We start from the raw sequence: 22,663 nt of genomic DNA, 5'->3' as shown, positions 1-22,663 counted from the left end.
ACCGCCACCTTGCAAAGACAATCGCGGATGCCTCGTGGGCCATGTTCCGTTCCATGCTGGAATACAAGGCCGATTGGTACGGGCGCACCGTGGTGGCCGTCAGCAAAACCTTTCCTTCCAGCCAGCTATGCTCCACTCCCGGATGCGGCTATCGCAATCGGGAAGTGAAAGATTTGGCATTGCGAGAATGGACATGCCCAGAGTGTGGAGCTCACCACGACAGGGACATCAATGCGGCAAGGAACATTTTGCAAGAAGGATTGCGCCTGTTGGCATAGCCAACTGAACCGTGGGACACACGGAGATCGCTCGGTCAAGAAGCGGCCGTCGGGTCGCTGTTCCCGAGAATCCCACGGCACAAGCCGTGTGGAGTGTCAAACGAGCATCTCTTCTTTCAGTCCGAAGAAAACATCGAAAAAGCCACCGTGGGCGTTTCGCGGGCTACGGATGCGGCGACGATGGCATGGCTCTCTTCACTGCAACACGTGACGTTGGTCAAAACAGCCGATCCAAAAGCGGCGGCAGAAGCCGGCGAAGTACAAATGGCACTGGAGCTTTCCGACGCCTTTGCGGACAAACTGAACCAAGGCGTGCCGGCCGCCATCACGATTTATGCGGAACAATCCAGCATGAAGGTATCCCGGGCCATGGATTTGTTTCTCCAAGAACTGACGGCGAAAGAGGAAGCCATCGTGGCAGACCGCCTGGGCAAAGCTGGCATCGATCCAAACCAAGTCAAGCCTTTTGCCATACAAGTCAAAGCGTTATCTGAAAACGATGAAGCCTCCATCCTTTTGCTCTCGGTTCTGTTTCCGCTCATCATCGTGATGTCGGTCATGCTGGGAGGATTCTCTTCCGCTGTGGATCTTTTCGCGGGGGAAAAAGAGCGAAAAACAATGGAAGCGCTTTTGATCACACCAGTCAGCAGAAAGAGACTGATTCTGGCGAAATGGCTCACCATCTCCACGCTCGGAACGGTCAGCGGGATCTTCGCCATTGCGGCTTTTGTCCTGATCACCAAAACCGTGACCACCAAACTGGCAGCCGAACTTGATTACGGAAGTCAAACCCTTCTGATCTTCTTCTCAACGGTTGTGGGCATCGTCTTTTTTGCCATCCTGTTTGCCACGATTCAGATGATGATCAGCATTCTGAGCAACACCTTTAAAGAGGCTCAAAACTATATTTCGCCCGTGATGTTTATCGCGCTTGTTCCATATTTTCTATTGATCGGCGTGGCACCCCATGAGTTGGAAAGCATCCACTTTCTCGTTCCAGGACAATAATATTGAAAAAAGGGCTGCCCCCAATCGCTGTTGCCCAGGCAGCCCCTCACGCCTCATCCCGCAATCGAAACCGATTCCAACCACTTCTTTTTTATGGTTATTCCCTATCGAAACACCTCGCCGCTGCGTGCATACTCCACATCGGGAACACCTTCCCTGGCATTGGCGCAGCGGGCGACGGCGAAAAAGAAGTCGGACAGGCGGTTGAGATAACGTCTCACCTCCAAATTGATCGGCTCCTCTTTCGCCAGGGTCACCACCCGCCGCTCTGCCCGGCGGGTCAGGACACGACAGACGTGCAGATAGGCGGAGGCGGGCGATCCCCCTGGGAGGATGAACCGGCGAATCTCCGGCGCTTCGGCATGGTACCGGTCAATCCACGACTCCAGCCGCTGGACCATTTCGGCTGTGACTCTGTACGTGTATTTGGGTGCAGCCGGTGTCCCATCGTCCTCCTTCTTTTCTTCCTTCATCACGAGCGACAGATCCGCTCCGCAGTCAAACAGCTCGTGCTGAATCGTCAGCAAATCCTTTTTCAGATCCGCAAACTTTTCATCGTCCAGCTGGGCAATGGCCAGCCCCAGAAAAGAATTGACCTCATCCACTGTGCCGTACGCCTCGACACGGACACTGTCTTTGGGGACGCGGCCGCCGATCACGCCTGTCATTCCCTGATCGCCGCCCCGTGTGTACAATCGGACCATTTGACTTCCTCCTTTTCACCGCTTTTCATTGGGTCATGCAACCATATGCAACCCATACACTCCCGGCCGCCGGCTTCACTGCACGGCTGGCTCCTCGCCAACCCTCGCAGGTTCCTGATAGCATCCTGCCATGCCTCTCTACCATTATAATCCCCAGCCTCTTTATCATCCCCAGTTTCTGAATCGTCCTTTGTTGCTGCTCGCTCCATCCTCCCGCTTTTTCCGCCCGCACGTTCCCATGTTCGTTTCATTTACTGCGTTTCTTCCCAGTCCATTCGTTCCATCGCCTGGATCAGTCGCCGGTTCTCCTCCCGCGACCGGACAGCGATGCGGACGTACCGCTCACCCATCCCGGCAAACGTCCGGCAAGCCCGAATAAAGATCCCCTCCTCTGCCAGCCGGCTTTGCAGGCGGAGATCGGTCCAACCCGGAAATTCCAGCCTCAATAGAAGATAATTCACCGCAGCCTCCATCGGCACCAGACGAACCCCTTCCCCATTTGCCAGGTTTTCCAGCGCTGCAGTCAACCATCTTCGCTCCTGTGCCAGCCATTGCCTTGTCCTTCGGACAAAATCCTCGTCTTGCACCAGCAGCCGCCCGATCTGCTCGGCAATCCCGTTGACGCTCCAGGGGGGTTGCAACTGCCGGCAACGTTCCGCCAGTCGCCTGTTGGCCGCCAAATATCCCAAGCGGAGTCCGGGCACGGCATACATTTTGGTCATCGATCGGACCACCGCGACATTGGGCAGCCGGGGAACAGCGGCCATCATGCTGAGATGCTCCTCTTGCGGCAAAAAGTCGAGAAAGGCTTCATCCAGCAAAAGATGACAATTGCGCCGGCCGGCCTGCTCGGCCAATGCCAGCAACTGGCTCCGCTCCCACAGCGCGCCGGTGGGGTTGTTCGGATTCCCGAGAATGAGCAGATCCACCTCACGGATGAGCTGTTCCGCCAGAGAATAAGGGATGGCAAAGCCTTCCGCGGAATCCGGCACCATTCGCCGGACCACTTCCGCTCCGGCCCGTGCCGCGGCCTGCCGGTACTCCGAGAAACAGGGTTCAATCACCCCGACTCTGGCGGGACGAATGGCCCGGACGAGCAGGTCAATCGCCTCCGCTCCGCCATTGGTGACCAGGAGCATCTGGGGAGAGACCCCATGTTTTTCAGCCAGCTGTTCCCGAAGTCGCCGTTGTCTCGGATCAGGATAGCGGGAGAGGAAGGGGATCAGTTCCTTCCAGAGATGGCGGACCGCCGCCGGCGGTCCCAGCGGATTGATGTTTGCGCTGAAGTCAATCCCGTTCGCCACCTGCTCCGGATAACGCTCCGCAAATGTCACCCAGTCACCGCCATGGCCCAGCCATTCCAGCATCACCCCGCCCCCTTCTTCTCATCAAATTGATAGCAATAGTCTTGCGGCCAGGTACGTATAGACAACCACCACCTCCACCAGTTCGTTCACCGCGCCAAAGACATCCCCTGTCAGCCCTCCCAGACGGCGCGCCACACGCCTGGCCCAGGCCCATCCGATCAGGACAGCCAGCCACATGACCAGCAGGCCGCGCCCCCCGCAGCAAGCCGTCACCAGAAGACTGATGACCAGCATGGAACACCAGACGGAAAACCGCCACCGCCTACGCTCCCTTTCGCTTTTCACATTTGCCTGGTGGAAGAGACTCCCCAATCCGCCTCCCTGCCGGGCATCCGGCCAGAAGAGGATGCAGCCCATCATCGCCACCCTTCCCGCCACCGGCATGATCAGCAGCAACGGGCCGCGTCCTTCGGTCAATTCAGCAAGTCCCCCCCATTTCAACAACAAGAGGCAGACCAGAGCCAGCGCTCCCAGTCCGCCCACTCGGCTGTCTTTCATGATCTCCAACATTCTCTGGCGATCCCGGCCGCTCAAGAGGCCGTCCGCCGTGTCCATCCAGCCGTCCAGATGCAATCCTCCCGTCATGACGACCAGGAGAACGACAAGGATGAGGGAAGAAAGAAGCGGCGAAAACACTTGGCTGACTCCCAGGTCAGCCAGCCAGAGCAATCCGCCGAGCGCCAGGCCAACCAAGGGAAAGAAGGGAACTGTCTGATAAAACGCCACCTGCTGGGCACCGGCCCATCCGCTCCACCAGCCGGGAAGGGGTATGCGCGTCAGGAACAGCCAGGCAACCGTCAGAGAGGCCAGCATTTTTTTCACACCCATCACCATTTCACCCACCGTCAGCTCACCAGGAGCCGCAGGAGTCCGTAAGCCACGGACACCGCGCCGCAGGCAAGGGCGAGATCCAGCAGCAGCCGCTGTGCCAATACAATGTCATCCGCCTGTATCGGACGCTTCGCTTGACCGAGATAGGCCCGCTGAACCGGCCGGCCGTGATACCAGTTGATTCCCCCCAGGCGAACGCCGAGCAGCCCCGCCACGACCGCCTCGGGAATGCCGCTGTTCGGACTGGGATGGGCCGACGCGTCCCGCATCCAGGCAAAGAAACCGCCCTTTACATCCAGCCTGCGGACAGCGCCGGCCCCCAGCAACATGCAGCCGGTCAGGCGGGCAGGCAGCCAGTTGGCCAGGTCATCCAAGCGGGCGGCTGCCCAGCCGAAATACCGATACCGCTCATTTTTATACCCGAGCATCGAATCCAGCGTGTTGATCGCCCGGTACACCAGTGCCCCCGGCATACCAAAAAGCAATCCGTACATCACCGGTGCCACCAAGGCATCCACCGCATTTTCCGCCACCGTCTCAACCGTCGCCCGGATGACTTCCCGCTCGTCCATGTGCTGCGTCTGGCGCCCAACAATCTTTCCGACATGTTCCCGCGCCCTCACAAGGCCTGCGGGTCCTGCCTCCACCAGCGGACGCCGGACAGCCTCTGCCGCCCGCGCCAGCTCGCGTGGCGCCACTGAGACATAGACCCCCCACACCGATACGGCGTAAGCCAACCAGGGACTGATCTGCCCGCTGATCCACACCAGTCCCAGCGAAACAAGGCATACGAGCAAAAGCACCGTTCCAACGAGAACCATCCCGGCCAGCCTGGCAAGCCACTCCCGGCAGCCCGGCCGGTTCAGCAGCCGATCGAGCCAGCGGATCACGTTGCCGATGAGCACCACCGGATGGGTGGGGCGAACCGGATCGCCCAGCACCGCATCCAGAAGCAGGCCGGCTGCCGCCACCATCCCGGCAGCGGACGGCAACCAGCCGACCCAGTCAGCCCAATCATCCCCATCCGTCCACACCAGGCCGGGTGTTATTGTTGACAAAAACCAAGCCGAAAAATCCCCATCCACCTTCTCATTCCCTCTTTGCCGCAAGTTTCGTTTCTGCGGGAAATCCTGAGGAAATCTTGCGGGAAATGCTGCATCCTACTTATGGGCAGAATAACCGGTTTCAGGTTTGATGCAGACCGGTATGCCGGATACCATCAGGATCACCTGGTCAGCCAGGCTGGCCAAAAGCTGGTTGCATCGCCCCGCCAGATCCCGGTATGCCCTTCCAAGCGGCGTTTCAGGAACCACCCCCCAGCCCACCTCATTGGTGACGATGATCAAATGATAAGGTATGCGTGACAGCTGCTCGCCGAAGCTGCGCATCTCCTCTTCCAGATCTGCTTCCAGGCTTGCCAGTTCCATTCTTGCCAAGCTATCCAGTTGTTGAGCCGACCCTGACTCCTCCGGCGCGGCCACCGCCAGGAGGCGGTTACTCCAGTACAGCGTGGCGCAGTCCACCAGGACGCCGGCCGGCGGGACTTTCCGTGCCGCCAGCTCGCGCAGGGTGGAAAAAAGCGCCATGGGCGATTCGACCGTTTCCCAGTCAGGCGGCCGCCGCTGGCGGTGGCGGCGGATGCGATCCGCCATTTCCTCATCCAGAGCTTGGGCGGTGGCCACATACACGACCTCTCCCCCGCCGTCCCCCTTCTCCCGTTTTCCCCGCACCAACTCAACCATCAACCGCTCAGCATACCTGCTTTTGCCGGATCGGGCGCCGCCTGTGATCAGGCAGAACATCACGCACCCTCTCCCTTCCGGTTGTCCACGCCGGCTTCGGCAAACGTGGCCATTCCCCAATGCACCTCAGCCGCCACATCAAAGGCGGACAGCATCATCCCTGCCCCTGTCCCTTCACCAAGCCGCATCTGGAAGTGGAGCGGCGCCCGCTGGTCCAGCAGGTCCAAGGCGATCTGGTGCCCTTTTTCCGCCGAGACATGCGAGGTGAACAGATAGGGCTTGACAGGCGGACAAAACCGGACAGCCCAAAGGCCCGCCACAGTGACGATGAACCCGTCCAAAACGACGGGAATCCGTGCCCGGGCCGCACCAATGACCGCCCCGGCCAGAGCGGCAATTTCCAGTCCGCCGACACAGGCCATCACGTGCAGGAGATCATCCTTGCCCACGCCACCTTCCAGCCGGTGAAATCGCAGCGCCTCCTTGACCACAGTCACTTTACGGCGGTAGGTCCTTTCATCCATGCTGGTTCCCATGCCCACTACCTGCTCGGCCGGCAACCCGGTCAAGGCCGCCAGCAGGCAGGAACTGGGCGTCGTATTGCCAATCCCCATCTCTCCCAGAGCCAAAACTTGAACGCCCGTCTCAGCCAGCCGGCAGGCCGCGTTGATCCCGACACGAACCGCTTGCTCCGCTTCCTCCAATGTCATGGCCTGCGCCCGCATCAGATTGGCCGTCCCCGGACGCACCTTCTGCCGCCATAAACGGGGATGCTCCGGCAGTTCCTGGCAGACGCCCACATCCACCACCGTCACCTGGGCGCGGACAGCCCTTGCCACCGCATTGATGGCCGCCCCTCCCGCGAGAATATTCTGGACCATCTGGGCTGTCACCGTCTGCGGATAGGGCGTCACGCCTTCCGACACCACCCCGTGATCCCCGGCCATCAACAACACGCCTTTGGCCGGATGACGGGGCATCTTTCCCCCGGTGATCCCGCACCAGCGGATGATCAGCGATTCCAGTTGGCCCAGGCTGCCCGGGGGTTTGGTGAGTTGATCCAGCCGCTGCGCGGCCTCCCGCATCGATCCTTCATCCAGCGGCAGAATCCCCTGTCGCACCTCTTCCTGAAACGACATCCGCTCTCTCCTTCCTCTGTCCTTGTTGCCGGCATTGTCCGGATCATGTTGCATGCGAACCGAAACTTGACTGCTTTCTGCGAACCATCACTTTACTGCTTTCACTTTTCGGGCCTTCTCAGGCCAAAAGCACCTGGGGGACCCCTTTCCGCGGATGGGGAAGGATAATCGGGGAGGTCCCGTACACCTCGCGAATCAGCGGTTCAGTCAGCACCTCCTGCAAGGAACCGAAGCACCGGACGCGTCCCTGGTGCATCAGGATCAGCTGTTGGCTATACAGGGCCGCCAGATTCAAGTCGTGCAGGACGGCGATGACCGTCAGGCCACACCCCGTCTGCCATTGGCGGATCAGGTTTAACAGCGCGATTTGATAACCGATATCCAGAAATGTGGTGGGCTCGTCCAGGAGGAGCAGGCGGGGCTGTTGGGCCATTGCCTGGGCAATGGCCGCTCGCTGTCGCTCACCACCGCTGAGCTGCTCAAGGGGTTTGTGACGCAGGTGGATGAGCCCGGTTTGTTCCAGAATCTGCTCCACCACCCGTTCATCCTCCGGCGTGGGGCTCTGAAGCCATCTCTGATAGGCAAACCGGCCCATCATCACTACCTCTTGTACCGAAAAGGGCAAAGGAGGCAGGCCTTCCTGGCGGACCACCGCCACTTTCCTGGCCAATTCTTTCCGGCGATAAGCCAGCACCGGCTTGCCCTCCAGCCTCACCTGGCCGGTATCGGGCCGTTCAATCCCCGCCAACAGCCGGATCAACGTGCTCTTTCCGCATCCGTTCGGCCCCAGGATGCTGAGAAACACCCCTCTGCCCACTTCAAACTGAATGTCCTGCAGGACAACCTGTTCCCCATACCGCTTGCTCAAGCCCTCCACGGACAGCATCTCGCCTCTCCCCTTTCCGCACGATCGAACACTGTGGGCGCCTTGCTTGTGAACTGTGAGCGCCTTGCTTGTGACTGGTTCCGGATGCCATGCGATTTCCACTCGCCGCGATTGGCTCTCTCCCATTGACCGGACGGGATTACCCCCGCTGCCGCCGGACCCGCCGCAGCAGGTAGGCAAAAAAGGGAGCTCCCAACAAAGCCGTGATCACGCCGACCGGCAATTCGCGCGGGGAAAAAACCATCCGGGCTGCCGTATCTGCCCATACCATCAGAATGGATCCCGCCAGCGTGGACACGGGGATCAGGATCCGGTGATCGGCGCCGACGAGCAGACGCATCATATGCGGAATGACGAGTCCCACAAAGCCAATCGTCCCCGAAACGGACACGGCCGCCGCCGTCATCAGGGTGGAGGCGGTCAGGACCAACAGGCGGACCCGATCCACCGAGACCCCCAGGTGGGCTGCCTGCGCTTCGCCAAGCGAGAGGATGTTCAGGGAATTGCTCAGCGCAAACAAAAGAAGCCAGCCGAACATCAGGAAAGGAAGGACGACCCAGGAAGAAACCCAATCCTTCAAGGCAAAACTGCCCATCAGCCAGTATATGATCTGCTGCATCCGGTCATCCGAAATCGAAAGAAAAAAGGAAAGCAAGGCGCCTAAAAAAGCCTGTACCACCACACCTGACAACAGCAGCGTCTCCATGGCCACCCCCCGTTCCACCATCGCCAGCCGGTAGACCAGGAACAGGGTCAAAAGCCCCAGGCTAAATGCCACCGCCGGAATGGTCCACTCGCCGAGCAAGCTCTGCCAGCCAAAGACGATCACCACTGCCGCACCCAAGGCGGCGCCCGACGACACACCGAGAATATAAGGATCAGCCAAAGGGTTGCGCAAAACGGCCTGAAACCCTACGCCAGCCACTGCCAAAGCAGCGCCGACAAGCATGGCCAGCAAAATCCGCGGCAGCCGGACCTGCCAGACAATCGTCTCCGCCGACGCGGGCCAATCAGCCAAGGTGTCCGGATACAGGCCCGCCTTCAATAAGAGAATCCGCCAAACCACATCCACAGGCAGCCGGGCGCTGCCAATGGACACGCTGATCACGACGCTCGTCAGCAATACGCCCGCCAGGCCACAGATCCAGGCCAGAATGAGCCACTTTTTGTACAAGTTCATGCACCCTGATTTAGAAACGTTCCGGATACAGGCACTTGGCCACCTGTTCCAGGCCTTCCACCAGGCGAGGGCCGGGACGGGAGACCAGATCGCTGTTTAGATCATAAATCCGGTTCTCTTTGACAGCGGGAAGATCGGCCCAGGCCTTGCGGGCGCGGATTTGCTCCGACGGTTTTTCTGTTTCATACCCCCCATAGGTGGTGATGATCACATCCGGCTGTGCTGCGATGACCTGCTCTTCTGAAAGTTGCACCCAACCTTCTTCCTCTGCCGCCACATTTATCCCGCCGGCCAACCGGATGAGATCATCGATAAAAGTCCCCCGGCCAGCCGTGTAAAGATCGGGACTGACCTCCACCCAGACCTTCACCTTTTCTTTTTCGCTCAAATCAGCCACTTTTGCGGTAATCGCCGCCTTTTTCTGCTCCATCTGCTGAATGACCTCTTCCGCCTTGTCCAGGGTGCCTGTCGCTTTTCCGAGCATACGCAAGGCTTCATACACCCCATTAAAATTCTTCGAGTCCGGCAATGCCAGCACCTTCAGGCCTGCATCCCGCAGCGGCTGGATCGACTTGTTGTTGGCTGACACGTGGGCGATAACCAGGTCGGGCTCCAGAGAGAGGATCTTTTCGATGTTCGGCTCGAGTCCCCCGATCTTCTCGATTTCCTTCACTTCTTCAGGGTAATTGTCCCAATCCGTCACGCCCACCATTTTGCTGCCCAGTCCCAGCGCGAAGGCATTCTCTGTATTGGACGGCGCAAGGGACACCAGTCGCTCGGGCGCCTTTTCCAGGTGAATCTCCGCACCCGAGGCATCTGTGATCGTCAGGGGAAAAGCAGAAGTTGATGCGCCATTTTCCGCCGGTGCCGGCTGTTGCTCGGGCTGCGAATTGGAAGCGGCACCCCCGCATCCCGCCGTCAGAAGAACGACCACAAGCAATGCCACATGCAAAAACCGCCATTTTCTTCTCCAACTCATCGTTACCGCATTCCTCTCCTTAAGATTTTTATTGATGTTTTCCAGATTGAAGCTTTTCCTGCGCCATGATGGTTTCGTCGATGGTGTTTTCCGCTACCGCGGATAAAAAGAAATACCCCTGCCTTCACAAAAAGGCAGGGGATCATGTCTGCGACATCCGCTCATGATGGATGAAACGACCGATGACGATCTCGCTCTGTTCAGGCGGGCAGGCCGCTCTGGAAATCAAGGAAATCAAAGACATCAAGAGCAGCAAAAACTTGCCGTGGCCGCAAGAACGCCACGACATCCAGCCCTTGCCTGCAGCGAGAGGCATCCGTCGTACCGCCATTGCCCTTCCGCGAAGGATAGCAGTTGCAAATAGGCAGGTCTCCTGGCTCATGGTCATCGAAACACCAACCCTTCCCATTCGCAAGATGCGAACAGTGGCATGTTGGGTTCTCCCATTCACAGTGGCGGGACCGCGCCGGATTTGCACCGGACTTCCCTTTTCACACCCGCTGTACGGGTGACCTATTTGCCGCTCTATGCACTTGTAAAGTGACAAGTCCGCAAGGAATGAATCGTTCGTTTCTTGAAAGCTTTCAGCTTGACCGGTCAACTGATGCTTTCATTATAGACGATTCCCACTTGTTGAACAAGTGTTTAAGCCTCAATGGCCACTTTGTATCCGCTATGTTTCTTCACATGAAATACCCCATGTTCAAAAATCAGGTACTGGCCCTTGATGCCGACAAGACGGCCCGAAATTTGCGTCTGCTTGTCCAGGTTCAATGGACGGATTTTTTGAATTTGCTCCAGCATCGGGTACATGATTTCGACCAACTGCCCGTCATCCAGCAGGAAGGAACGGAAATGCTCAGGCACCCATTCCCGCACCTGATCGCGGACGGCAAACAGGTCCGCCTCTGCCAGCTCGCCGGCCAGCATTCGCCGCCAGTTGGTTTTGTCCGGCAAATACTGGCTCAAATGGGCTTCCAGCTCCCCGGCCATCTTGCGCGTCGGCAATTCGGCAATCGGGATGGCCTGGATTGCCCCTTGGTCAATCCATCGCTTGATGGAGTTCCCCTTGCGCGTAATCCCTACCTTGACATCACTGCTGAGGGCCAAGTAGACAATGTGGGGTGTCATGCAGTGTACCTCGGCCCATGCCTCATCCCGGCATGTACCGAGATGAAAATGGCATTCGTGGGGCTTTACGATGCACAGATCGTTTTCCGCCAGATCGCGAAAACAGGGGTAACAATACCCGTTGTTGTAGGTCTTCTTGACCTTTCGCCCACAGTGGATGCAGGCTTTCTCATGCAAAAAAGAGAGGGAGAGTTCCTGATCCAGCCAGTCGTTCAGAGCCACCTGCTGCTCATCCAGTTGCAAAAAGTACTGCACCGGCTCCCATACTTGATGATGCAACCCCTGGATATACCCCTGAACTTTCATTTCGATCACCCCTAGTCCCTCGCCGCTTTCTCACCGCTCCTGTTTGTTGATTGTAGCATAACCGCGCAAGAAACATCACCTCTTCCTTGCAGGAGGGGTGAATCAGGCAGCCGGCTCACTCCGCCTGTTCCTGCTTCTCCAACCGTGACCTGTTGCGGAAAACCTCGCGCCCCCGCTCATATTGAATGTCCTCCACCGCTTCGCGGGCGTTGGCGGCCCGGGCCATCACAAAAAAGAGATCGGAAAGGCGGTTTAAATAATGCCGCACCTCGTGATTGATCTCGCCTTGGCGGGTGAGCGTCACGGCGCGCCGCTCCGCCCGGCGGACGACGCTCCGGCAAAGATGCAGGGCAGAAGCAATGGATGTGCCGCCGGGCAACACAAACTTTTTCACCGCGGGTGCCTGCGGCAAATAATGGTCGATCCACTTTTCCAGGCGCTCCACGTGTTCTGCGCTCACCTTGTACGGGCGCCGCTCCTTGATCACGGCCAGGTCGCCGGCGCAGTCAAACAGTTCTTGTTGCACCTCCGTGAGCAACGCGATCATATCGGCATACTTTTCCCGATCCCGCTCCGCCATGCGAGCGATGGCATCGCCGACAAAACAGTTGGCCTCATCCACCGTCCCGTAAGCTTCTACCCGCACATCATCCTTGGGCAGCCGGCCGCCGAAGACCGCGGTTTCGCCGGCATCTCCCCGACGCGTGTAAATCTTCATCGGACAACGCTCCTTTATCGCTCCTTATTATGTTTATAGTTCCTTTATGTTTATAAAGGTCATTTTCAATCATTTCCGGTAAAAACATCATCTTCTGCCATTCCCGGCCCCTTCATCCCCTCCAGCCGGAGGTCATCCAGACGGATCACCGGCGCCTGGAGCGCTTCGGCAAGCAAACGGGCGCACCCCAACCGAAGCCAGCCTGTCTCCGTATCAATAACCGTGGCGGAAATGCCTTCCCGGGCAAGGCATCTTGCCTCCTTCAGCACCTCCGCAACAGGAGAAGGTTCACCCTTGCTTTGGAGGGAGACTTGCGGCAAATTGACCCTGCCATCCGTAAACAGCACCAAATGCGGTTGCCATTGCGGCTGTTTTTCCCGCCAGCGCAGAAAAAGCTCCCGGCTCTTGCGCAATCCTAGGGCCAACGGCGTATTGCCACCGGTACGAAGCGCTTCCAATGCCTTCCGGGCCGCCTGCAGGCTGCGCGACGGCGGAAGCAGCAATTCCGCCTGCCGATTGCGGAACGCAACAAGAGCAAACATCTCGCGCCGCCGATAGGCGGCCTCCACGAGAGAAAAAACGGCGCCCTTGACCTGGGCCATCCGTCGATAACTGGCCATGGAACCGCTGGCATCGATCAAAAAGAAGGACAGGCGCCGTCGCCTCAGGCGGAATACTTTTTGCTGCAGATCCTCCGGCCGGAGGTGGATGCCTCCTCTTGCCCGCTGGTGCAAAGCAGCCTTGTATAGGCTCTTGGTCCAATCGATGCGCCGCACGCGTGCCAGGCCGGCATCGGAAAGCGGGCGGGTGCCGACCCGCCGCCCTTTCAAGGGGTGCGCTACTCCCGTTTTCATCCCGCGGGAGGCTGGACCGTAACCACGGCGGGCCTTTTTGGCTGAAGGTCGCTTCACCTCTCCGTCCAGATGGGGGGATTGCGCGCGAAACCAGCTATCCAGGGGGAACATCTGCTCCATTCGCCGTTCACCTGGAAACATCTCCGTCCCTGTACCCGGTTCCCCGGAAGGAACGTCTGGATTGCCTGAAAGAGAATCTAAATTCCCTGCTGTCGTTGCCGGTTTCCTCACAGAATCCCTCTCCAGGGAACCACGGGAGCTTTCCATCGCCTCCCGGCCCATCTGTCCTTGCTCCTCGCCCTCTTCCCCCTCTGCAGGCCCATGCTCCCCCCGCTCCCCTGTTTCAGGAGCGAAAGAGGCTTCGCCATCCGTTCCCTGCCTGCTGCCCCCATCACCCGGGTCAGGCTGCCAAGGCTGGCGGGCACGGTGAAAAAGGGCCAGACGGGCGGCCTGGTTGACATCCTCCGCCGTCACCACATCCCTTCCCCCATAAGCAGCCAGGGCCTTGGCCGCCTCGCAGATGACCAGATCGGCGCGCATCCCTTCCGTCCGCGCCTCCAAAGCAATCCGGGCCACCTGCTCCATCCGCTCCCGCGGCATCTGAACCCGATGCAGCCGCTCCCGCGCCAGGCTGACCCGCATGGCCACCTCTGCCTGCCGCTCCTCCCATTGGCGACAAAAGGCATCTGGATCCTGCTCAAAGGCCATCCGCCGCTCCATCACCGCCATTCGCTCCTCCACCGTCTGCGGCGTCACCACCTCCACGGCCAGACCGAAGCGATCCAGAAGTTGCGGACGCAGCTCCCCTTCCTCGGGATTCATCGTCCCCACCAGGATAAAGCGGGCCGGATGGGTGAGGGAAAACCCTTCTCGCTCCACACGGTTCCAGCCGGAAGCGGCAGCATCCAGGAGGTAGTCCACCAGATGATCCTCCAACAGATTGACCTCATCCACGTACAAAATCCCCCGGTGCGCTTGCGCCAAAAGCCCTGGCTGAAAGCAGCGTTCCCCTTTTGCGAGCAGCGCCTCCAGGTCCGGATGGCCGAGCAGCCGGTCTTCCGTCGTCCCCAGAGGCAGCTCGACCAGCGGCGGCTTTCGCCATGCCGCCTCCCCCTCCCAGGGCCTTCCCTGGCAATGGGGACAGAAGACAAAAGGCGCTTCCGGATCACAACGATAAGGACACCCTGGAACGACGGGAATGGGCGGCAGAAGGGCGGCCAGGGACCGCACGGCCGTCGACTTGGCGTTGCCCTTTTCCCCCTGGATCAACACGCCACCCACCCTGCCTGAGACGGCATTGAGCAACAGCGCCAGCTTCAGGTCCTCTTGTCCGACGATGGCAGTAAACGGGAAAACGGGCTTAGCTGCGTTCACCCTTTTCTCTCCTCTCCATGCTCCCTTCTTCGATCCATCCTTCCGCGGCCAACAAGGCTTCCGCCAGCGCTTGCAACGTCTCAGGGCGCGGCTTCTGCCACATGCCCCGCTGGGCTGCCTCCAGCAACCGTTCCGCAATGTCTTTGAAAGCCCAGGGATTGGCGCGGCGGAAAAATGCCCGCATCGCGTCATCCAGTACGTACGTCCGGCTCAGCTGCTCATACATCCAATCGTCGATGATCCGGGCCGTGGCATCGTAACCAAAGAGAAAATCGACGGTGTTGGCCATCTCCAGCGCCCCTTTGTAGCCATGGCGCTGGACCGAGGCCAGCCACTTGGGGTTGACCACCCGGGTACGGAAGACGCGCCTCGCCTCCTCAGACAGGGCGCGCATCCGCACGTGCGCCGGATGGGCCGAGTCACCGAAGTACATTTTCGGATCCTTGCCTGTCAATGAGCGGATCGTGGCCACCATCCCGCCATGCTCCTGAAAATAATCGTCGCTGTCAAAAATGTCGTGTTCCCGGTTGTCCTGGTTTTTGGTGGCGATCTGCACCTTTTTCAACCGGTTTTGGAATTCCGCTGCCGCCGGCTTGCCGTAGTGCTCCTGGGTATAAGCATAGCCCGACCAGGTGAGAAACACGCGGGCCAGATCCTGCTCATCCCGCCACTCGCGGCTCTCGATCAAAGGCAAGAGGCCGGAGCCATACGTGCCCGGTTTACTGCCGAACACGCGGTACATCGAAGTCTCCCGCGCGTCCGCTTCCGGAAGGCCGGCAGCCACTTTGGCGGCGGTCTCCTCGCGCACATGCCGCGCGAGGGGATTTTGCTCATCCGGCTCATCCAGCCGGCTGACCATCTCGACCGCCTGGTTGATCAGCTGAACCAGGTTCGGAAAAGCATCCCGGAAGAAGCCGCTGATCCGCACCGTCACATCCACCCGGGGGCGGCCCAGCTCGGCCAGAGGAATCACCTCCAGGCCTGCGACCCGGCGGCTTTCCTGCTGCCAGACGGGTCTCACCCCGAGAAGGGCGAGAATTTCCGCCACATCGTCGCCGCGGGTGCGCATCGCCGAAGTGCCCCAAACCACAATCCCCACCGTTTCGGGATATTTCCCCTCTTCCTCCAGATAACGGGCAATCAGCTTCTCCGCCAGTTGCTTCCCGGTCTCCCAAGCCGCCGGCGACGGCAGGGCGCGGGGATCCACCGAATAAAAGTTCCGCCCGGTAGGCAAGATGTCCGGCATCCCCCGCGTGGGCGAACCGCTGGGACCCGGCGGCACGAAACCGCCGTCCAGCCCGTGCAGCAGGTTCGTGATCTCTTGTGACGTCTTTAGCAGCCGGGGAAGCAGGTCCTCGCGCGCATAGGCGATCACCTTGGCCGCAGGGCTCCCGGGCGAGAGCAAGGGCGCAGGCAGCTGCATCGCCCCGGCGCTGCGCGTGATCGCGTCACCCAAAGCGGGCCGGATCACCGCTGTTTTCAAAAGCGCTTTGCTGAGGCGCACAATCTCTTCCCGCAGCCGGCCGGCCGTCCGGACTTTCCGGATGCCTTCGGCCGGCACGGCGCGTTCCCGCCTTCTTCCCACATCCTCCTCTAGTTCCTGCCAGTTCAGGCCCAATCCGCTCGCCACCGCTTCCGGCAAGGACATCCGCTCACCTGACGGCAGCTGCAACAATCCATAGAGCAAATCCGCCCAGGCCTCTTCATCACCCGGCAGTTGCCCTAAAATGTGAAGGCCGTCACGAATCTGGGCAGACTTCAGTTCACAGATGTACCCGTCGATCTCACCGATAAACGCCTCAAAATCTTCGGGATAGGTTTCCACCTGCAGATCTTTGTCCAGCTGGGCCCCGACGACTGTCTGCCAGATTTCCCGTTCAATGTGCGGCAGCTTCTTCGGATCCAGGACCTGCATCTGGGCGTGCTCATCCAGCAACTGCTCCAGCTTGGCCAGCGCATCGTAGGTGTCGGCAGTCGTCAACACCGGCACCAGATGGCTGATGATCGTGGCATGACTGCGCCGCTTCGCCTGCGTCCCCTCGCCGGGGTTGTTGATGATGTAAGGATAAAAGTTGGGCAAATCGTCCAATACCACTTCCGGAAAACAGCTCTTGGAAAGGCCGGTCCCTTTTCCCGGCAGCCACTCGAGGGTGCCGTGTTTGCCGACGTGCACCACCGCGTCCGCCTGGAAAATCTCCCGCAGCCAATCGTAATAGCCTATATAGTGATGGGTGGGCACCAGATCGGGACTATGGTAGATCGCGATCGGATTGTCCCCGAAGCCCCGGGGCGGCTGCAGGCCAACGAAAATATTGCCGAAGCGAAGGCCGGGGATCACCAGTTTTTCGTCGTACAAAAAAATCTCTCCCGGCGGCTGGCCCCAGCTTTCCACGATCTTTTCCCGGGCATCGGACGGAATCTCTGCCCAACGCTTTTGGTACGCCTGCCTGGTGAGATGCCCTTCCGCGTTGGCCAGCTGTTCCTCGGTCAGATGGTCGCGGTCGTTGCTGCAGCGGGCAATCAGACGGTGCACCAACTCATCCCCGTCTCGCGGCAGCTGCGCCGCATCGCCCAGGTCGTACCCCGCCTCGGCCATCGCGTGGAGAATCCTGACCAAGGAATTGGGCGTATCCAGGCCCACCGCGTTGCCGATACGGGAGTTTTTGTGGGGGTAGTTGGTCAGCAAAAAGGCAATCTTTTTCTCGGCGCGCGGTTTCTTCCGCAACCGGATCCAGCGGCTCACCAGGCGAGCCAGAACATCCACGCGATCCGGCACCGTCACGTAGCGGCGAAGGGGGGCCCCGAGAACAGGATCCTCCTGAACCAGCTCTTTGAAAGAAAACGGTACCGTGATGATTCGGCCGTCAAACTCCGGCATCGCCACGTTCATCGCCGCATCCACCGGCATGAGCCCGGCCTCGCTCTTTTGCCAACGCTCCCGGCTGTGCAGCGAGATGATCGCTTGGAAGACGGGCACATCCAGGCGTTCCAGCCATGCCTGTTCCGCCTCCTGCTGTGCATATGCGGAAAAGCTCAGCGTGACAATTAAGGCATCGACGAGCGTTTGACCCGTTTCATCCATCAGGAAGTCAAGAAACCGGCGCTCTCCCTTTCCAGCTTGATCCAGCTTCAGGCTCTGGGTGAAGATGGGCAGGGCGGTGCACCCCTGCGCCGCCAATGCGTCGATCAGATCGTCCACAAACTTCAGGTTGCGGCTCATCCAGTGGGCGCGGTAAAAGAGGATCCCGACCACCGGCCGGCCCAGATCGGCGGTTTTTCGCCATGCCGCAAGATCCAGCGCTTCCAGGGAACCTTTTTGGTAGATGCCCGCCCAGGGCAGTTCCGCCGGCTCATCGTAGCCGAAGCGGGTGCCCAGCCAGGTGTCGCTGATCATCCGCAACAGTTGCTGAAAGTTTTTCACGCCGCCGTAGACGGCATAGAGCATCGCCCGGTTGGACAGCGAAACAGCCACGTTGGTCGCCTCGACGAGCTCCGGGTACGGCTCCTGATCCCCCGGCCAGGCCAGCAGGGGGATCCGCTTTTTGTGGCAAACAGCCACAATCCGCTCAAAAGCCGCGGGATGCGCTTTTTTTCCTCCCAGCAGGCGCAACACCACGACACCGGCTTGCTCCAGCCAGGCATCCAAAAAGGCGTCAGCCGCCTCCTCCCGTTCGCCCCAGTCCGTCACATTGGCCGCGCGGATCGGGGGGAAACCGTCCGGCAACCCATCCAGGGCCGCCCGCAACGTCAAAATATCGGTGTCCGCCGTCGTCAGGTAGATGATCACGTGGTCATCCCTCCTCCGCATCTCTGTTTGTCCCGTCCAGGCTTGCCGGCAAAAACCGCCGCAACTCCTCCACCGTGCGGGGCATCCCCCGCACCGGAACGGCCCATGTTTGACCCAGCGTTTCCTTCAGCACCAGCCAGACTTCCGCCAGCAGCGGCACGCCGAGCCGGATCGCCGTCAACACCTCCCGTTGGCTGAACACCTCTTCGGGCGGGCCTTCCAACACCAACCGGCCCTGATCCATGACAAAGATCCACTCTCCCCACGCCAGCGCCAGATCCAGATCGTGCGTGGCCATGAGAATGGTCGTCCCCGCTTCGTGCAGGCGATCCAATTCCGCAAGCAAGCGTTTCTCATGGAACGGATCCAAGGAGGCGGTGGGTTCGTCCAGCAACAGCAATTCCGGTTCCACCGCCATGACCCCTGCCAGGGCAACCCACTTCTTCTGCCCCAGGCTCAACTGATGGAGAGGATGTTGGGCAAAGCGGACAAGCTCAAATTGTTCCAGAATGTCTGAAACACGCCGTTTCACCTCCGCTTCCGCCAACCCCAGGTTGCAGAGGCCGTAAGAAATATCCTCCGCGACGGTACCAGCCACAAACTGCTGCTCGGGATCTTGCAGCAGGAGTCCCACCTTGCGGCGAATCTCCGCCAGCCATTTGCGCTCATAACGGAACGCCTGTCCGCGCCACCTCACCACTCCGCGTTGCGGACGGCAAATGCCGTTGGCGTGCAACAAGAACGTCGATTTGCCGCACCCGTTACGCCCCAGCAGGACACACTTCTTCCGCGGGGGAACGCGGATGCTCAAACCGTGCAGCGCCTTCTCCGCCGCTCCTGGATAGGCAAAGTGCACCTCCTCAAACTCCAACAACCACTCAATCATCTCATCCCGTCCTCATCCACCATGGGTCCTCAACCACCATTCCAGGGACAACAGCAGAAGCCAGCCGGCCATCGCTTCCACCGCATAGCGGCGGGAAGGTTGATAACCAACCGCGCTGACCACCTGCAACTGGCCCGTGAAACCCCGGGCGGACAGCCCCGTCGCCAACTGTTGAACCCGCTCGTTGGTACGGACAAACAGCTTGACGATCAGCCGCCCCAGGTCGCTCATCCCCTGGCGAAATCCCCGGTATCCGCCGCGGGACACTTGGGCAATCCAAATCTGTTCCGCTGTCTCCAGCAGGACAAAGACAAACCGGTACATCACCAGCAGCAGCTCCGTCAACAACGGTGGCACGCGCATCCTGCGCATGACCTGCAACAGCTCGGCAAAAGGCACCGTCAACAAGACAAAAGAGAGGCAGGAAACGGCGGCCGCTGCGCGGAGGGCCACTTGCAGCGCCTGCGCCACGCCCGTGTGGCTGAGGTATATGGTGTACGCTCCCAAGCGAATTCCGGCCCAGACATCGGCAACGGCGGCCGGCATTTGTCGTGCCGGCATCCATGAGACGCACAAGGCCGGCAAACTCATCATTAAAAATGCGGAGATCACGCTCAACAAACCGCCATACGTTTTCAACGGGATTCTGGCATATGCCACGATCCAGCCGCTCATCCACAAAAACACGCCCGCCTGCACAAGAGGATGGCCGAGAAGCGCAATCAACAACGTTCCACAGGCAAAAAGAAGCTTCTGTTCGGGCGGCAGTCCCCGCAAGCGATTGGTATAGGCCAGGGTATCCATGTGCAACCTCACTGGTCCGATCCGCCCCGCGTCCGTTCTCTTTCCATCCGGCCCCGCAGCAAGCCGGCGATGTACCCGATGACAGCCGCGCCAATCCCTGCCTGCAACGCAAACAGGAAACTCTCCACCTCCGAGCCAGGCGGCGCAAACAACGGCTCAAACCACGGCCGATAATCCGGGGCCATCTGGCTGATCGCCTCGGTCGCCTGCGCATCGGCTCCGCTAAAGTCTTTACTCTTGATGAGCCACAGCGGGCCCGCCACCAACGCCACGAGCAATCCGACGAGCGCCGCGTTTGTCTTCCATCCATTCCGCTTCATTCTCCTGTTCCCCCTCTATTTCTCCAACGCCTCTCTTTGGAAGATGGGCAGGGTCCGCAGTTCCCGCGTTGGTTGCGCCACCAGCCAGTTCCAGACCAACACCGTTAAAATCCCTTCGCTGATCGCCAGCGGTACCTGTGTCACGGCAAATATGCCCGCAAATTTGAGGAATGCGGCCATTACCCCGCCCGTTGCGTCCGGGAAGGCCAATGCCAGCTGAAATGACGTGACCACATAGGTGGAAAGGTTCCCCAGCGCTGCGGCTGCAAAAACAGCCAGCTTTTGATTCCCGCCCGCTTTCCGGATAAGATGAAAAAAGCCGTATGCGACAAACGGACCGGCAACCGCCATCGAAAACCCATTGGCTCCCAGCGTGGTCACCCCCCCGTGCGCCAGGAACAAGGCCTGAAACAGCAAAACCAGACTCCCCAGAACCGTCATCGCCGGCGGTCCGAACAACAATGCCCCAAGCCCCATCCCTGTGGGATGAGAGCTGCTGCCGGTGACCGACGGCATTTTCAACGCCGAGAGAACAAAGGCAAAGGCACCGGCCAACCCGAGAAACAGTTTGGCATCCGGATGCTCCCTCACCACCCGCGCCAGGGAACGCAGCCCCAGGAAGAAAAAGGGCAAAAACATGGCGTACCAGAAAAGGCTCCAGTGAAGCGGCAAAAACCCCTCCATGATGTGCATGGCATGGGCCTCCTGCGGCGACGCCGTGAAGAAAAACACGGTCAAACCCAGCGACAATAGCAACCAAAAACCAGATCGCTTCACACTCGGCACCTCCCCGTTCACACATTTTCACGAACATGTTTACAGAAAAAACAAAATAAAAAAGAAAGCATCTTTCCACGCTCGGAAAAGATGCCAAATCACCCATCGCCCATATGCTGCACCTCCTCATCCGCGTGAGTCCGGTTGCTTCCGTTCCATGGCAGGTCTCCTGGCTCCAAGTACAAACGCAGCATCGCGCCCTTCCCATTTTCCGTCCGCGCAGAAAACAGTGGGTCACACTGGCGATGCCACTCCTTGTCACAGTGGCGGGACCGCGTCGGATTTTCACCGAACTTCCCTTTTAAGCCATTTGGAAATCATCCAAACGGCACCATGGAACGATCGTATGAAGTTGTCCCTATTGATTGTAGCATAGAAAGTTTAAAAAACAAGGGCAATTCCTCAAAGCCGGCTCTCATCCTGCCATCCGTCACTGATCCCCAACAGCTGCGCCACCCGCCGCTGGTATCTCAATCCTGTCTTCTTTCCGGACAGCATTTCGCTGAAACGGCTCTCCGGTATCTGGTGCTCCCGGCAAAATTCTTTTTGCGTGATTCCCAAATCCAGCAATCGTTTTTTCACGCGCAAGCCAAATGGCGTCAGTTGCCTCCGCCGTTTCACATCCTCTTCCCCTTTCCCTCTTTCATTCCGTCCATCATCCCTCTGTGAAGAAACGCCGCATCGATGTATAATGGGACTATCTGGAATGAATTACAAAAAGTCATCACTGCTTTTATTATAATCCCGTTTTCGGGAATGTTCAACAAAATTTTCTCTTATAAGGGATTTTCGCGATGTCAAAGAGAAATAATGAAGGAAAATGACGGAAGGAAGAGTTAGGTTGTCACACCTCGACAAGCGACTGGATTCCCTCGGAAACCGCCTGCGGCATCTGCGGAAAGAGGTCCACCGCCTCACGCTCGAACAATTGGCACGTCAAACCGGGATTTCGCGCGCCAACCTCAGCCGCATTGAAAAGGGAGAGGTCAGCCCGACCGCAGACACATTGATCACGTTGGCCAACTTTTTTGGTGTCTCCCTTGACTGGCTGGTCTTGGGGGAAGAAAAAGGCGTCTCTGCCAGTACCGTCCGGGAAACGAGCCATTTCTACACGTGGATGGAGGAACTGGACGAAAAGGAAATGACAGAGGTGCAACTGTTCGTCGATTTCTTGAAATACCGAAGAAAGAAAACGAACCCCCGTCCCAAAAATTAAGGGGCTCAGGAACAGATGGATCAATAGCTGGGAAAGTCCATCACGTAGGTGAATCGCCCGCGGTGGCGCATCACGCCGGATGGGTCAGGATTCAGGGTGACAAGGACCGTTGGAATGCCGGCGGCTCCAATCGCCCGCTGCACCGTGACCACGGTACGACGGCACAAAGGTCACCCCGCTGTCAAGAGCACCCCATCCGCCTTGGAGCGTGTGATCTCCTTGGCCACGGCCGGGACCGTTTCCTCGACAATTTTCTTCAGGCGCATCGCATCCCCCATCATCGTGATGTGCTTGTCGCCCACCCACCGATAAACCCTCAACCGCCAGTTTCCGAAGGCGATCGATGGGAACGTGTTTTTTCGTTAATTTTCGTATG

General features: G+C 59.1%; 21 protein-coding genes, 2 pseudogenes and 2 other annotated features. Of the genes and pseudogenes, 3 read left to right on the top strand and 20 right to left on the bottom strand.

Annotation, left to right across the window (positions count from 1 at the left end):
- Both BAA01_06550 and BAA01_06545 read left to right on the top strand, forming a co-directional pair.
- Positions 1–278: pseudogene (locus BAA01_06550) on the top strand (transposase).
- Between the two features lie 93 nt (positions 279–371).
- Positions 372–1,286, top strand: a complete 915-nt coding sequence (locus BAA01_06545) for a hypothetical protein (GenBank protein ID OUM85781.1) — start codon at positions 372–374, stop codon at positions 1,284–1,286.
- A gap of 104 nt (positions 1,287–1,390) precedes the next feature.
- Here BAA01_06545 and BAA01_06540 read toward each other — a convergent pair whose 3' ends face one another.
- From BAA01_06540 to BAA01_06450, 19 genes are all read right to left on the bottom strand, one after another.
- Positions 1,391–1,990: an ATP:cob(I)alamin adenosyltransferase gene (locus tag BAA01_06540; GenBank protein ID OUM85780.1), complete on the bottom strand. Its 600-nt coding sequence runs from the start codon at positions 1,988–1,990 to the stop codon at positions 1,391–1,393.
- Positions 1,951–2,241, bottom strand: a complete 291-nt coding sequence (locus BAA01_06535; GenBank protein OUM85779.1) for a hypothetical protein — start codon at positions 2,239–2,241, stop codon at positions 1,951–1,953. The genes BAA01_06540 and BAA01_06535 overlap by 40 nt, the downstream gene beginning before the upstream one ends.
- A complete protein-coding gene (locus BAA01_06530; protein ID OUM85778.1) occupies positions 2,242–3,357 on the bottom strand; it encodes a threonine-phosphate decarboxylase in 1,116 nt (371 codons plus the stop codon). It lies immediately after the preceding gene.
- 21 nt (positions 3,358–3,378) lie between these two features.
- Positions 3,379–4,179, bottom strand: a complete 801-nt coding sequence (locus BAA01_06525; protein ID OUM85791.1) for a cobalamin 5'-phosphate synthase — start codon at positions 4,177–4,179, stop codon at positions 3,379–3,381.
- 23 nt (positions 4,180–4,202) lie between these two features.
- Positions 4,203–5,162 (bottom strand): cobalamin biosynthesis protein CobD, encoded by a 960-nt coding sequence (locus tag BAA01_06520; GenBank protein ID OUM85790.1) that lies wholly within the window; start codon positions 5,160–5,162, stop codon positions 4,203–4,205.
- Between the two features lie 186 nt (positions 5,163–5,348).
- The gene (locus BAA01_06515) at positions 5,349–5,990 is read right to left on the bottom strand and encodes a bifunctional adenosylcobinamide kinase/adenosylcobinamide-phosphate guanylyltransferase (GenBank protein OUM85777.1); all 642 of its coding nucleotides are present in this window, start codon (positions 5,988–5,990) and stop codon (positions 5,349–5,351) included.
- Positions 5,990–7,069, bottom strand: a complete 1,080-nt coding sequence (locus BAA01_06510; GenBank protein ID OUM85776.1) for a nicotinate-nucleotide--dimethylbenzimidazole phosphoribosyltransferase — start codon at positions 7,067–7,069, stop codon at positions 5,990–5,992. The genes BAA01_06515 and BAA01_06510 overlap by 1 nt, the downstream gene beginning before the upstream one ends.
- Before the next feature lie 118 nt (positions 7,070–7,187).
- Complete coding sequence (locus BAA01_06505) at positions 7,188–7,955, bottom strand: ABC transporter ATP-binding protein (GenBank protein OUM85775.1); 768 nt, start codon at positions 7,953–7,955, stop codon at positions 7,188–7,190.
- A gap of 139 nt (positions 7,956–8,094) precedes the next feature.
- Positions 8,095–9,135 carry an iron ABC transporter gene (locus tag BAA01_06500; protein ID OUM85774.1) on the bottom strand — a complete coding sequence of 347 codons (1,041 nt, stop codon included), beginning with the start codon at positions 9,133–9,135 and terminating at the stop codon, positions 8,095–8,097.
- A 10-nt stretch (positions 9,136–9,145) separates the two neighbouring features.
- On the bottom strand, positions 9,146–10,114 hold the full coding sequence (locus tag BAA01_06495; protein OUM85773.1) for an iron ABC transporter substrate-binding protein: 969 nt from the start codon (positions 10,112–10,114) through the stop codon (positions 9,146–9,148).
- 345 nt (positions 10,115–10,459) lie between these two features.
- Positions 10,460–10,646 (bottom strand) — a binding site (cobalamin riboswitch).
- A gap of 113 nt (positions 10,647–10,759) precedes the next feature.
- Positions 10,760–11,551, bottom strand: a complete 792-nt coding sequence (locus BAA01_06490; GenBank protein OUM85789.1) for a hypothetical protein — start codon at positions 11,549–11,551, stop codon at positions 10,760–10,762.
- A 115-nt stretch (positions 11,552–11,666) separates the two neighbouring features.
- Positions 11,667–12,269 carry an ATP:cob(I)alamin adenosyltransferase gene (locus BAA01_06485; protein ID OUM85772.1) on the bottom strand — a complete coding sequence of 201 codons (603 nt, stop codon included), beginning with the start codon at positions 12,267–12,269 and terminating at the stop codon, positions 11,667–11,669.
- Positions 12,270–12,334: 65 nt separating this feature from the next.
- Positions 12,335–14,497 carry a hypothetical protein gene (locus BAA01_06480; protein ID OUM85771.1) on the bottom strand — a complete coding sequence of 721 codons (2,163 nt, stop codon included), beginning with the start codon at positions 14,495–14,497 and terminating at the stop codon, positions 12,335–12,337.
- A complete protein-coding gene (locus tag BAA01_06475; protein ID OUM85770.1) occupies positions 14,484–18,284 on the bottom strand; it encodes a cobaltochelatase subunit CobN in 3,801 nt (1,266 codons plus the stop codon). Before BAA01_06475 ends, BAA01_06480 begins: the two co-directional genes overlap by 14 nt.
- Positions 18,285–18,288: 4 nt before the next feature.
- Entirely contained in the window at positions 18,289–19,170 is an 882-nt protein-coding gene (locus tag BAA01_06470; protein ID OUM85769.1) for a cobalt ABC transporter ATP-binding protein, read from the bottom strand.
- A gap of 12 nt (positions 19,171–19,182) precedes the next feature.
- Positions 19,183–19,986, bottom strand: a complete 804-nt coding sequence (locus BAA01_06465; protein OUM85768.1) for a cobalt ECF transporter T component CbiQ — start codon at positions 19,984–19,986, stop codon at positions 19,183–19,185.
- On the bottom strand, positions 19,983–20,294 hold the full coding sequence (locus BAA01_06460; GenBank protein ID OUM85767.1) for a cobalt ABC transporter substrate-binding protein CbiN: 312 nt from the start codon (positions 20,292–20,294) through the stop codon (positions 19,983–19,985). The genes BAA01_06465 and BAA01_06460 overlap by 4 nt, the downstream gene beginning before the upstream one ends.
- Before the next feature lie 15 nt (positions 20,295–20,309).
- Positions 20,310–21,071, bottom strand: coding sequence for a cobalamin biosynthesis protein CbiM (locus BAA01_06455; protein ID OUM85766.1), 762 nt, complete (start codon positions 21,069–21,071; stop codon positions 20,310–20,312).
- A 141-nt stretch (positions 21,072–21,212) separates the two neighbouring features.
- Positions 21,213–21,422 (bottom strand) — a binding site (cobalamin riboswitch).
- 51 nt (positions 21,423–21,473) lie between these two features.
- Positions 21,474–21,692, bottom strand: a complete 219-nt coding sequence (locus BAA01_06450; GenBank protein ID OUM85765.1) for a hypothetical protein — start codon at positions 21,690–21,692, stop codon at positions 21,474–21,476.
- 220 nt (positions 21,693–21,912) lie between these two features.
- Here BAA01_06450 and BAA01_06445 point away from each other — a divergent pair, with 220 nt between their 5' ends.
- Complete coding sequence (locus BAA01_06445; protein ID OUM85764.1) at positions 21,913–22,287, top strand: hypothetical protein; 375 nt, start codon at positions 21,913–21,915, stop codon at positions 22,285–22,287.
- Between the two features lie 170 nt (positions 22,288–22,457).
- Here the strand turns inward: BAA01_06445 and BAA01_06440 are convergent.
- A pseudogene (locus BAA01_06440) lies at positions 22,458–22,589 on the bottom strand (proline reductase).
- Positions 22,590–22,663 lie beyond the last annotated feature (74 nt).

Source organism: Bacillus thermozeamaize (genome assembly GCA_002159075.1).
Classification (GTDB): domain Bacteria; phylum Bacillota; class Bacilli; order ZCTH02-B2; family ZCTH02-B2; genus Bacillus_BB; species Bacillus_BB thermozeamaize.
This window is presented reverse-complemented; position numbering and strand designations above follow the sequence as displayed.